Genomic DNA, 13,163 nt, shown 5'->3' with positions numbered 1-13,163 from the left:
AAATAAAATGAAAGGTGTCTCTTGTAACGGAGACATCCTTTCATTTTTTTAACTAAAAATTTTAATGAACGCAGCCCAGGAGCGCCCATAGATGAATAGTTATTTTCGCCGTGCACGTAAGAGGCTTCCATTTCATGCGAAGCTAAGTGGTGAGTAATTCACTGTATACAAACATATTGCTGCTGTAATAGATTTGCCGAAACGTGAGCACTGCCCTCAATATTCAATTCAGCCGCCTCCCCATGGCTATTCGGATCAGTATGCCACACAAATGTAACACCGCACAATTGCTCCTTAACTTTATCCGCAAATGACTGTGAAAACTCATTATGGGTGATAACCTCCTGATCAGAAGATTTAAACGTAAATTCTTTCCTGAAACTGCTGCCAATTTCAGGATTAACCAACCAATCTACGTCAACTGTTTTCTTCCAATCAATAAAAAGCTTCATAGTCTGAAGTTTGGTTGTTTTTTCACTCACATATTCAACATCGGCAATGAGTTTTCCCTTAAAGAAAACAGTATTGGATGGAAGCAGTGCACGGACGTCCAATGATTTTAGTGACCAGTTTACCCTTGATACATTAGCAGCCGGGCATACGAAATCATACGATTCGATAATATCAATATCAAAGTTCACCTCGGCAAGCAGCACGGGAAGTTTTACAACAGTACCTCTTTCCATGACAGTACCATTTTCTTTATCTGAACCAGAATGTTGATTATCGCTTTCATCATTACCTTGTTCAGATGTTAAACGTCTTTCTTGAGAAGAATCAGTCGCTGCATTTGATACGTCCTCTTCAGTTAAAGAGGTCCCATTGCTGTCAATTAGTCCTCCATTGTCATGACTTCCCTCTATAATTGTAGATGATTCGCTTTCCAGAATTGAAATAAACTCATCTGCTAAAGAGCTTTCTTCCTCTTGGTCTGATTCAGAATTATACGCTGCAAAGTTTTCATCCGCATTATCGGACATTTCTTCAGCGATAGAATGACCAGCCCCCGAATCTGATTCTTGATTATTTTCACGTTTTAATACCCCACCGTTTTCAGATGAAGGTGACACCTCATCGTCCGGTAAAGTATATTCGTTTAGCATCGAAGTAAACTCATCTGTAAGCGAACGTTTTTTTTGATTACCGGATAATGTATTATCCTCGGTTAAAGGTTGTGCGGCGGCTGGAGAATCTTGTTTGTCCCCGGGCATCGATGACTTCCCATCTTTATTCTTTTGTTTGCTTCTTGAAGTTTTTCTTCTAGACGAAGAATATCTTTTTCGGCTTTTATTTAACTCACTGGAAGGATTCTTCTCTTCCCCGGATTTTCGTCTCTTCTTTGTTCTTCTTTCAGTATGATTTGTATTCTTTTGAACCCTTTTGTGAGTACCATCAAAACGTTTCATCGATATATCATCCACTTTACGATCAGCTACCTTTGGCGGAGGAAAAAATACAGGCTTATCACGTTTATCGCTAAAGCCGGGAGTATACATTCCTTTTTTGTTTCTGCTCCTGATATTACTGCCGGAAGAATGTCTGTCATATTTCATTACTACTAAAACTCCCCTCCATTAATTGCAATAGTCAATTTACAACAAGCATTTATTCCAGTTCAGATGCAAAGTCGGGTGTACAATCTGCTTCGCCATTATCACCGCACGGCTCATTATGATGATCATTTGTAGTCGAGCATACACGGATTTGCTGAGATTGCAGGACCTTCAAGCAAATATCAAGCACCATTTTTTCCTCAATTGTAGTAAAATAACCTTCGTGGAAAGGGACAGAATTAGGCAAAGGAACTCTATCAACCGCTTCATCCCATTCAATGATTTTACTGGAAAGCAGTTCACCAAAAGGAAGGTCATTATAAAACTGACTGCTCTCCTGATGAAATTGCGAAAGATCGCTGGTCAACAATTCGTCCTTTTCAGGAAAACCAGCAGGCAAACCTTTTGAAACCGCGAAGTCGAATTCCTCACGTTTATTCACTTCCGGCATTACCGGCATGGACAAAAAGTCGTCTATTTCGGTTACACAATCAAATGGAACATCCACTGTGAAAGAATGCAAATCTGATGCTACTGTTTTTGTGGTATTTGCCTCTATTTCGCTGCTTGGACTTGCATATTGGATATTTTTACGGACAAATCCCTTCACAAACAGTTTGTGGCTTGGCAGTAATAATCTGCATTGTGTCAAATTCACTTGCTTTTTTACATCTTTTATTTCCAGCACAGGCTCCGGAAACGTGATGGTTGCATCCAAATTCATCTGCAGGGCAACTTCAGCTAATACTACTGGTACCCTTGATATGATTTTTCCAATGCTTACATTCGGTTTAACTGGCCGATTTTTACATTCGCTTATATTTGACGTTACTTTACATTCGTCCTGTACTTTCTTTGAGTCTGACATTCATATTCCTCCCTAATTCAATCTAGGGTTATATATATGTAGATTTATCAGTCATGTATAGGCAGATATCACGAATTCTGATGTTCCTTTAGACATTAACCCATCTTTAAGTTCCAAGTAGGTCTTCAGGAAAGCGGCAGATTAACCACCGCAAAAATGATGCATATAAATAATATCCAAAATTTTTTCCGTTCAGAACCCGAGATTGCAGGGCCTGTACAGCGACTGTAAAAAAATTACATTATCACCACAAACAAGCGGTGATAATGTATAATGGTTACGCTTCATCCCCCAGACTGACTGTTTGATTTTGCAGCACTCTGACCGTGAGATTAAGGTTTACTTTTTCAACAATGTTGTGGAAATAACCTTCGCCTACAGGACCGGTTCCGAATGCCTGCCTGTCTGTGGATTCATCCCATTCAAGGATTTCGCTGGATACCAGTTCACAAAATGGAAGATTATTATATGCTTGTGTACTGGACTGATGAAATTGTGAGATGTCACTTGATAAAAATTGATCTTTTTCAGGGAAACCTGGTCCTAAATCTTGTGCCCTGAAGAAATCAAATTCATTTCTTGTATTAATCACAGGCAACTGAACCGGTTCTTCCAGTGTTACCGTTGTCATACACTCGAAAGGAACTCTTACGGTTAAAGATTTCAACTCAGACGAGACACATTCTGTATCCCCAGGACAAGGTGACGCATACTGTATATTTTTGCGCACATGCCCCTTAAGAAACAATGGAAAAGGACCAACACTGAATGGGTCTTCCCCATTTGTTACTGGCGGGGTCATAAGCCTGCATTGCACAATTTCCACCCGTTTTTTAATATCTTTAATTTCAAGTACCGGATCCGGAAAGGATATATTCGCAACCAGACTGCTGGTCACCTGGAAATTTCCTAAATTAACAGGAACTCTTATTAATGGATTATCAGTCGGAGATACAACCGGCTCTACCGGGGTATTCTCACACTGTTCAGTTGATGCTGATTGATTAAGGTTTACACAATTTTGTTGTTCATTTTTGTTACTCAATTTATTTCCTCCTTTGTAATTAACCTCACTTTATTCTATGCAGCTATATCTATTAAGAATGGTTCATTATATTAGTGTGAATGTGGATTTTTAATAGAAGTAATCCATCATTTAAATTTATTAATTATAAAATTGGGTACTTGCACAGATTATGTTCCATTTTGCATAGGATTATCTTGGAGGTGGAGGATCATGGACCGGAATAATATTCTTGCTGTAGACATCGGTAACAGCTGGTATAAAGCAATTACATCAGATAAGGGGGAATTGTCCGAATATCAAATACCTAATGCAATTGCGTTATTTGACCGGGAGTTTTACGAAATGCCTTATGATGATGAAGATATTGAACTTGAAGATAATCTGATTGTAGAAGTTAAAAGCCCTGCAGTACTTGATAAGCGGGAAATTTATTATATCGGGAAAGCGGCAACGAAACAAAAAAATGTCAGCCTGACTTCATTTAATAATCAAAAAGCAGATGAGCCACGTACGTTTACATTGCTTTTTGCAATGGCAGCTTTTCATGCATTATCAAGTAATCCAATTGATGAAATCGAGCTGGATTATGAAATCAATCAAATGGCTGTATCACTGCCAACTACACAATATAAGGAAAAAAAGAATGATTTCAAGGAAAAGTTAACCGGAAAACATACTGTCATATTTCATAAAGTTCCCGGTATCGGCGAACCGAAAGAAGTTGTTGTTAACCTGACAATTCAAGATGTGATTATTGGTGCTGAAGGAGCTTGTGCTTACCTGGGTATGACGCGCGATCAGGACTCACTCCTGATTAAGGATGATACACTTGTCCAGGATTCGGCAAAAGGTATAATTATCGGCGATTTAGGCGGGGATTCTGTTGACTTTGTAGGAATAAAAAATAATAAACCTGTTGCATCCATTGAAGGAGAGCCATTTGGCATTAATCAGTTTCTAGATAAAATCATTCAAAAAGTGAGCAAACACGAACTTTACAAATTTGACTCCAGATCGGAACTGGAAGAGAAACTGGCCGCTGGACAATCAGAATGGTATGTCGAACCATTTGCTGGTGTCAAAAAAGACATAAGTAAATATATCATCCCGCAGCTGAGAGCAATGGCAACCAAATACCTTGAGCACTTTGACCGTACACGCAGCAGTTCAAGTGAAATTAAGGAAGCTTCCCGATACATTGCCGTCGGCGGTGCAGCGGACATTGCACAACGACAAATCCAGGAAGCAGCAATCACTTGGAAAGACAGAGGGCGCCCCATTGATTTATTTTACCCGGAAGATATGGAAAAACTGAATGTTCTCGGGCTTATGATTTTAGCCAAAATGAATTTGATTAGAAATGAGCAAGCCAATTTTGATGACTTTGCCGTCACAAATAATTAGAGGGTGATCATCATGTCGAAAGTGTATACCGATTATATGAATGAAACGACATTAACAATTCCCGACACGTTCATTGATGTTAAAACGGGGGAATCTTATTCAGTTTCTGCGAGAACACAGGAACAAATCGCATACCATGCTAAAAACAACACACTGATTCACCTTGTTTTTGCAGCACTGGACCATTATCTGCAATCCCAGCCAATTCGAAATACAGGGCCAAATGAAATTATGCTTGAATTACTGGAAATAAAGAAGATGATGCAACGTGGATATTACAACAAACCCCATTTCAATAATAAAACATCACCAAACAGTAAAACTAATGTAACTGGAAAAATTAATATTAAGGATGCGGAAGATGTTATTGAAGCGTTCGGAGGGTAAAATCTTTATGTAAAAAGGTGAACCACGACATGGTTTACCTTTTTATGTTGCACACGGAATGATTTATAAACGGACAGCATCCAGGCATGTTACTGCGCAGAAACAGGAAAGATCGACTTCTATACAGATCCCCGTTTTCATCAGATCATCAACACACTTATGATCAACCTGCGAACAGAGTGAACATTTATTATTTCCGGCCGTATCATTTAAATCAGATTTGAATGTCAGCAATTCAAGGACAGCACATTCGCCTTTTAAATCCTTAATTTTGAATATATACGTTTCAATGCATTTTAATTTTTTCTTGGAATGACAGGAATAGGAAAAGACTCCTGTACCTTTAAAAGGTTTGCAGCCACAATAAAGAACAATAGGAATTGTATTTTTCCTGGACCTTCTTTTCTTTCCCAGTAAATCGTCAATAGAACCCTCACATGATGCTTTGCAATGATTATGCTGTACTTTTCGTTGCGCCTCTAATATTGCTTCCAAAACATCCCCGACACAATTTTCATAGTGTTTGTTGTGCCCACATCCTGTTGAACAGTGACCACAGCATTTCTTTCTATGATGCGCACCCTTGGACCTATCGTCTTCCAGGTAATCATGGTGATATCTATTCATGTTTTTTCACCCCTTTATAGTTATGTCGGTAATAGTATACGTAAAGAAAACCCGTTACGCTTGATTTGGAAGCCTATCAGATGCAAAAATGGTTAACGATTAATGTGCAATAAGCTGTTTTAATAGATTAAACATATATGTACATATCATGGTGATATGATTGTGGTCTGTGACGTATCGCCAAAAAATACGAACTGCAGTAAGTGCTTTATATCACTGCATTTAGCTTGACCGTTTTTTATCCACCCATAGATAGTAAAGGGAGGGGATCCCCTCCATACTATCTATCTGGTAGTTTATGCAATCTTAACAATTGTCATTATTGGTACCAATATTGTTTGGAAAAACTACCGGGCACTGAGGTGGAATAGTTGGTGCAGGGCACGGAGGGATTGGCAGCTCCTCTCTTGGTTCGCAGAAGTCTGCAACAAGCTCAAGTGTTACCTCAAAAGTTGACTGAATGCTTTGACACAAGCGAACTGTGACAGTAACATCAAGTTCGTCTGCTTCCGTTGTTGTACCAGGATCACATGTTGCTGTGCATACAAAACACTCTAGATCAGTATACGATACATCAATATCTGTTCCTTCTGGTGCACAAAGAACCACTTGTTCACATCTGGTGAAGTCAGCACTGCCGATTTCCACAGTTCCTCCTCCAAGTTCCGGGATGACATTTGCAAAAACCGTAACCTCAAAGTTTTTTTGAATATTGACCAGTTGCAGTGTGACTTGCGCTCCATCGATAACAAATTGCTGATCCGTCCGACTCAAAATAACAATTGGGTCTACTTCGGCCGGTGCAACTGAACATGAAACAGAATCAAGTACAATATCACCGCACTCTAACTGGGTCCCATCAGGTCCAACCGGTAATACCAGGTCGCCTAACGCGAGATCAAAGGTCGCTTCGTTAATAACCCAGTCATACACTTTTTCCGTGTTGATACACAAGAGTTCCTGACCACCTGTTAAATTCTTTGCTTGCATTAGCATACACCTCCAAATAATATATTTTCTTTCATTGGTAATCTATGAATGCATAGGAAAAAGCGTATAATGATTTAGCGGAATTGGCAGGATATTTATCATTTTGGGCAAACAGGCCCTCTGATACGCTGAACATCAATTCTATACTTTCCCGGAAACAGCAAAACCCGTTCTGACAATGTTCAGAACGGGTAATAATTACTCAGATAACACCAAATGAATCGTAGTACCGGAAGGGTCTTTGGTGATATATTTATCAGACTCTTTCTCTACGCTGGCACCACCCTTTTCAAGACGAATGGCGGCCTTTTCTCTTGCTCCCTGATCCGGAAAAACAAGTGTATACCAGTTTAATCCTGCACTGTTTTCAGACGGAGCCGGTGCTCCCCGTCCGTTCCAAACATTCAAACCAATATGATGATGATAATCATTGGTGGACGTAAAAAGTGCTCCAGGATAATTGGTCACAACCTGAAATCCAAGACCATCTTTATAAAATGTTTTAGCCTCTTCCAGGTCCGCGACATGTAAATGAATATGACCCATCACCGTTTCGCCCGGAAGTCCAGCCCATTCTTTTTCACTTTCTGCAAGCAGGCCTTCCGCATCAAGCTGCTCAGTGGCCATGGAAACCTGATCCCCTGTCCATGTCCATTCAACAGCGGGACGATCGTGATAAACTTCAATTCCATTACCATCCGGATCGGATAAATAAAGTGCTTCACTGACATAATGGTCAGCTGCACCAATTCGTATTCCGTTACTGGCAATATGTCTAAGAAATGCAGACAAGTCAGCACGTGTTGGCAACAGAATGGCGAAATGATACAAACCAGCTTTGCGGGCTTCCTTTGGCAACACATTTTCCGGCTGTTCCAATGTCAGGAGGGATGTCATTCCGTCCGCGGTCAAAACAGCTTTCCGTGCCGTCTGATCAAGTACTTTGAACCCGATGATGGACTGATAAAACTCTATCGAGCGATCCAAATCCGTTACGTTAATATTCACTTCCCCGACATATGTCGTCGGTTTTTCAAAAAACTTCCGTTCCATAAAAATTCTCCTCTATATTTAATTATTATTATTCACTAAGTTACTTTATGTAAGTAATTATAAACAATAATGGCGTATAAGTCAATACTAATAGACAACCCGGGTTCAGCTGAAACTCCGGGTTGTCTGTATTTTGCATTAATCGCCAGTCTTAATACTGATAAATTTCATCTCCATCATTTCGCGCATCGCATATTTAACACCTTCCCGGCCAACCCCACTGTCTTTCCATCCGCCGTATGGCATATTATCTATCCGGTAGGTTGGAATGTCGTTAACAATTACACCACCTGTTTCAAGTCGCTCCGCAGCATAAAAAGCCCGCTCAAGACTTGGCGTCATCACACCGGAGTTCAGCCCATAGCGTGAATCATTGGCATCATCAATAGCCTCATCCAGCGTATCAAACGGAAATATGCACACCATTGGACCAAATATTTCATTACGAAATACCTTTGAATCACGATTCACATTTGTCAATACAGTCGGCTCCATAACATTTCCTTGTACACCGCCGCCACACTCAACATTGGCACCTTCCTGCACTGCTTCATCCAGCCAGTTCTGTAGTCGCTCCAGCGATTTCTTTGAAATAACCGCTGTAATGTTGGTTTTTTCATCCATCGGAGACCCGATGACAAGCTGTTTTGTCCGGGTCACAAACCGTTCGAGAAACTCCTCATAAAGTGACTGATGTACATAAATCCGCTGAATCGAGATACACACCTGTCCATTAAACGAAAATGCACCCTGAACACTTCGCTCAATTACTTTATCAATATCCACCCCTTCATCAATAATAAACGGAGAATTGGAACCAAGCTCGAGTGTTAACTTGCGAAAACCTGCCTGCTGTTGTATTGTATGCCCAACTTCCACACTTCCTGTAAACGTCACCTTCTTCACATACGGATGTTTCGTCAGTTCTTCACTCAGGACATCGCCTTTCCCGGGAATAACGTTCAGCACTCCTGCGGGAAGTCCTGCTTCTTTAAAAACTTCTGCAAGAAACAGTGAACTTAACGGTGTCTGCTCAGCAGGCTTGAGCACAATGGAGTTCCCCGCGGCAATCGCTGGCCCAACTTTATGTGCGACAAGATTGAATGGAAAATTGAATGGTGTAATCGCCGTCACGACACCTAATGGGGTTCGCCTGGTATATCCGAATCGGTTCTCTCCCCCTTCTGCTGCATCCATGGGAATACGTTCACCATAATTCCGTTTTGCCTCTTCCGCGGAAAACCGGTATGTCTGGACAGTCCGACTCATTTCCTCCCGGGCGTTGCGGATTGATTTGGCTCCTTCTTTAGCAATAATTTTAGCACACTCATCAGACCGCTCTTCCAGAATCGTGGCTGCTTTGGCGAGTATCCTGGCTCGTGCATGTGCCGGATAATCTCTGAATTTCTGAAATGACCGGTGGGCCTCCACAACCGCTTCAACTGCATCTGCCGGCTCGGCCTGGCCGATTTCCGCCAATTCTTCTTCTGTATGCGGGTTTGTTAATGTCTCATAATCTTTCGGTTCACGCCATTTTCCGCCAATCCATAACTTCCATTTCTTTGTCATCTGCAATACCTCCTACAGGTTACAAATATAATCACCGAGTTGTTCAGTCAGTTCCATGTTCTCCGAGTAATCGACATCCACATCAATCAGGACAATTTCATTACTGGAAAGTGCATCTTCCAATGCAGGCAGCAATTCATCCGAATGCTCAACTTTTACCCCTTTTGCCCCAACACTTTTTGCAAAATCGAGAAAGTCCGGATTCATAAATTCAACTGCATATGTCCGACCGAATTTCTTCAACTGGGTCCACTCAATCAATCCAAACTTGGAATCATTAAAAATGACAACAACAAAAGCCAGTCCCATTCGCTTTGCAGTAACGAGTTCAGCAGCATTCATCATAAAGCTGCCATCTCCGACCACTGTAATAACCGGCTTGTCAGGATCGGCAAGCTTAGCTGCGATTGCACCCGGTATCCCAATCCCCATTGATGCCCAGCCATTTGAAATAATCGTGTGGTTCGGTTTATCAGGCTGATACGTGCGGGCAACCCACAATTTATGTGCACCAACATCTGAAATAACTACTGCTTCACCTTTTTCAGCCTTTTTTATATCGGCAAGTATGCGTTGTGGTTTCACCGGACTGCCCGTGTCATTATCAGAAGCATGCAGTTTTTCCTCAAGCTGCGATTTTAATTCCTTTGCCTTTGACCACAGCTCTTTTTTCTTTACTTTTTCGGACAATTCTTTAAGCGACTCCTTAACATCACCGACCAGCTCTGCTCCAGTCGGATAATAAGCATCCACTTCTGCAGGCATTGTATCCAGGTGGACAATTTTATTCATTGCCTCATCATTCCAATATTTTGGAAGATATTCCACAAAATCATATCCCACCGTAATAATCAGATCTGCCGTATCAAACCCGCAAAGTACATAGTCCTGTTCCTGCACACCAACCGTATAAAGTGTCAGCGGGTGATTGGAAGGCAGAACTCCCTTGGCCATGAATGTATTGGCAACCGGAATATTAGTCTCCTCGGCAAACTTTTGTAAATTTGCCGATGCCTCGTCGCGGATGACTCCATTACCAACAAGAATAATTGGCCGCTCGGCTTTGTTAATCAGCTCAGCCGCCCGTTTTACTTCCGCTTCATCGGGCTGTGAAACAGGAATGGAAGCGACAGGGAGTGGTTCACCACCTGTGTCCGTCATGGCGATATCTTCCGGGAGTTCGATATGCACTGCACCCGGTTTATCAAGAAGAGACGTTTTAAAGGCTTTACGGATGATTTCCGGAATAGTATGTGCCACTTTAATTTGCTGGCTCCACTTGGTAATTTGATCAAACATGCCGACAATATCAACATGCTGATGGGACTCTTTATGAACCCTCTCCAGCCCCGCTTGTCCTGTAATGGCGACAACGGGAGCATAATCAAGATACGCATCACCAACCCCCGTCATCAGATTGGTAGCACCGGGGCCTAATGTTCCGAGGCAAACCCCGGTTTTACCTGTCAGCCTTCCATATACATCAGCCATAAATGCGGCAGCCTGCTCATGAAAAACAACAACAAACTCAATATTCGAATCAGCCAAAGACTCCATTAAATCTGTATTTTCCTCACCCGGCAGACCAAAAATATAGTCGACACCTTCATTTTCCAGACATTTAACAAATAAATCTGATGCTTTCACAAAATTACCACCTTTATACTACGGTTTTTTGCATAGTATTCCGTGTTTGCCAGGGAATATGTACAACTTACAGTCACAACTTTTTTGCATATGGGAAAGTGTGATACGCTTGAACAAATAAATTACATTTGGCAGGTGACAACAAATGATTGTCAGAGAACACGAAAACAAGTTTGTCATGATTGAACAGGATGATCATGCCCACATTTCAGGACAATTACTGCATAATTGGGACAGAAATTTATTTCGTGGTCATCAACTTTGGAAATCAGTGGAATATGCAGTTCAAAACCATGACTATGGATGGAAAAGGATTGATAAACAACCGTTTTGGAATGACGCAAAAAGGGCGCCATATACATTTGTTGATTTTCCCGTCCTTCCCAAAACCGTTTTTTACAAACACGGGATTGAAGAAGTAGTAAAGAAGAACGCCTATGCTGGCCTCTTATGCAGCCGGCATTACACAAACTTTTTACTGGATGATAAATCTGAAGAAGCCAGGGAGTTTGTCGACAGCGAACAGAGACGCCAGGAGCAAATCAGTAAAACGCTTAAAATTGATGACCATTTGTATGATTTTCATTATGAACTTCTTCAGTTTTGTGACAGCCTTTCACTCTATATATGCCTCAATGAACCGGGGGCAGCCAAACCAGATGAACACCCTTTTTTCCGACATGGAATCCCCGCCCCAAGTTTGTTATTTGAACAAAATAAAATGATGGCACGTTGGAAAGATGAAAAAACAATTGAATTAGAGAATTTTCCTTTTTCAGCACCCTTTTCGGTCACGATTAAGTATAAAAATGTTTTAAAAACGACCATTTCGGAAAAAGGATTAAGCAACAGCTTTGATGATGCACCCCTGAAAGAATATAATGTGCTGCTGTCGGAAATAACATAACAGCATGTATAAAAAAATACATCTCACCCAAAATACAGAAAGCAAAGGTACTGTTATAATCACGTTAAAAATATTAGTTGACATATGGCATGGATAGTGGTTAAATTATAGTAGATTTTCAAAGGGGAGTAGCTTTAACAGTGGAGTCGTCATTACAGAGAAACACAAACTCTCGGCTTTACTGGCAACTACGGCGTTGTTAGCAAGACCTTTGCCAATTGTGGTAAAGGTCTGTTTTATTTTTAGAGACTTTTACCACATTATTGGGTAAAGTCTCTATTTTTGTTAAATGAAGGGAGAAAGTTTATGGACTCAGCATTAATTTTGCAATATGCGTGGACATTATTAATATTGATTGGATTGGAAGGTTTACTTTCCGCTGACAATGCGCTCGTTCTGGCAGTAATCGCAAAACATCTGCCTGAGAAACAGAAAAAGCGCGCAATCGATTACGGGATATACATGGCATTTATCTTCCGCTTTGCCGCAATATTTCTAATATCTTTTATTGCCGGTATCTGGCAGGTGCAGGCAATTGGAGCGGCGTATTTAATTTATCTGGGTGGAAAGCATGTTTATAAAGAATACTTCAGTTCAAAAGAAAGTGAAGAAGCAGACCCAAACAAAGCAGGTATGGGATTCTGGCCTACAGTTGCCAAAATTGGTGTTGCTGACGTTGCATTTGCCATTGACTCCATCCTTGCTGCAGTTGCACTTGCGGTAACATTGCCTGTCACTCCATTACCACAATTCGGGGGTATGGATGGCGGTCGGTTTGCTGTCATCGTACTGGCAAGTATTGCCGGGTTGGTTCTAATCAAATTTGCTGCCAACTGGTTTGTAAAATTGCTTGAAAAACGGCCGGGTCTGGAAATGACTGCATACCTGATTGTCGGATGGGTAGGAATTAAACTTGCCGTCATCACCCTTTCACACGAACAAGTCAGCGTATTGCCCGAAGGATTTGCTCACAGCACAGTATGGACCATCTTCTTCTGGACTATTCTGTTAGGCATTGCAATCATCGGCTGGTTTGTATCGGGTAAAACCGGCTCGAAAAAAAGATCTAATGAATCATCATCATAATATGAAGGGTAGCCATAATCAGGCTACCCTTTTAGCTTTTCCACC

General features: G+C 41.2%; 12 protein-coding genes. 4 read left to right on the top strand and 8 right to left on the bottom strand.

What is annotated here, in order from left to right:
* Positions 1-158 precede the first annotated feature (158 nt).
* From HUX68_RS14785 to HUX68_RS14775, 3 genes are all read right to left on the bottom strand, one after another.
* Positions 159-1,553, bottom strand: a complete 1,395-nt coding sequence (locus HUX68_RS14785; protein ID WP_174615528.1) for a hypothetical protein — start codon at positions 1,551-1,553, stop codon at positions 159-161.
* Positions 1,554-1,605: 52 nt separating this feature from the next.
* Positions 1,606-2,421 (bottom strand): CsxC family protein, encoded by an 816-nt coding sequence (locus HUX68_RS14780; protein WP_174615527.1) that lies wholly within the window; start codon positions 2,419-2,421, stop codon positions 1,606-1,608.
* A 277-nt stretch (positions 2,422-2,698) separates the two neighbouring features.
* Positions 2,699-3,466: a CsxC family protein gene (locus HUX68_RS14775; RefSeq protein WP_174615526.1), complete on the bottom strand. Its 768-nt coding sequence runs from the start codon at positions 3,464-3,466 to the stop codon at positions 2,699-2,701.
* A gap of 192 nt (positions 3,467-3,658) precedes the next feature.
* On the opposite strand from HUX68_RS14775, the gene HUX68_RS14770 reads away from it, so the two are divergent.
* Together HUX68_RS14770 and HUX68_RS14765 are read left to right on the top strand one after the other, a co-directional pair.
* Complete coding sequence (locus HUX68_RS14770) at positions 3,659-4,852, top strand: ParM/StbA family protein (protein ID WP_174615525.1); 1,194 nt, start codon at positions 3,659-3,661, stop codon at positions 4,850-4,852.
* A 12-nt stretch (positions 4,853-4,864) separates the two neighbouring features.
* Positions 4,865-5,239 carry a hypothetical protein gene (locus HUX68_RS14765; RefSeq protein WP_174615524.1) on the top strand — a complete coding sequence of 125 codons (375 nt, stop codon included), beginning with the start codon at positions 4,865-4,867 and terminating at the stop codon, positions 5,237-5,239.
* Between the two features lie 63 nt (positions 5,240-5,302).
* Here the strand turns inward: HUX68_RS14765 and HUX68_RS14760 are convergent, their stop codons facing one another.
* From HUX68_RS14760 to HUX68_RS14740, 5 genes are all read right to left on the bottom strand, one after another.
* Positions 5,303-5,866 (bottom strand): CotY/CotZ family spore coat protein, encoded by a 564-nt coding sequence (locus tag HUX68_RS14760; RefSeq protein WP_174615523.1) that lies wholly within the window; start codon positions 5,864-5,866, stop codon positions 5,303-5,305.
* A 306-nt stretch (positions 5,867-6,172) separates the two neighbouring features.
* Entirely contained in the window at positions 6,173-6,856 is a 684-nt protein-coding gene (locus HUX68_RS14755; RefSeq protein ID WP_174615522.1) for a BMQ_0737 family morphogenetic spore coat protein, read from the bottom strand.
* Positions 6,857-7,054: 198 nt separating this feature from the next.
* A complete protein-coding gene (locus tag HUX68_RS14750) occupies positions 7,055-7,909 on the bottom strand; it encodes a VOC family protein (protein WP_174615521.1) in 855 nt (284 codons plus the stop codon).
* A gap of 138 nt (positions 7,910-8,047) precedes the next feature.
* The gene (locus tag HUX68_RS14745) at positions 8,048-9,478 is read right to left on the bottom strand and encodes an aldehyde dehydrogenase family protein (RefSeq protein WP_174615520.1); all 1,431 of its coding nucleotides are present in this window, start codon (positions 9,476-9,478) and stop codon (positions 8,048-8,050) included.
* Positions 9,479-9,490: 12 nt separating this feature from the next.
* Complete coding sequence (locus HUX68_RS14740; protein ID WP_174615519.1) at positions 9,491-11,125, bottom strand: acetolactate synthase large subunit; 1,635 nt, start codon at positions 11,123-11,125, stop codon at positions 9,491-9,493.
* A 145-nt stretch (positions 11,126-11,270) separates the two neighbouring features.
* Between HUX68_RS14740 and HUX68_RS14735 the strand changes: the two genes are divergently transcribed.
* Together HUX68_RS14735 and HUX68_RS14730 are read left to right on the top strand one after the other, a co-directional pair.
* Positions 11,271-12,032, top strand: coding sequence for a DUF3891 family protein (locus HUX68_RS14735; RefSeq protein WP_174615518.1), 762 nt, complete (start codon positions 11,271-11,273; stop codon positions 12,030-12,032).
* 306 nt (positions 12,033-12,338) lie between these two features.
* On the top strand, positions 12,339-13,118 hold the full coding sequence (locus HUX68_RS14730) for a TerC family protein (RefSeq protein ID WP_174615517.1): 780 nt from the start codon (positions 12,339-12,341) through the stop codon (positions 13,116-13,118).
* Positions 13,119-13,163: the final 45 nt, after the last annotated feature.

This window comes from Virgibacillus ihumii (genome assembly GCF_902726655.1).
GTDB lineage: Bacteria > Bacillota > Bacilli > Bacillales > Amphibacillaceae > Lentibacillus > Lentibacillus ihumii.
This window is presented reverse-complemented; position numbering and strand designations above follow the sequence as displayed.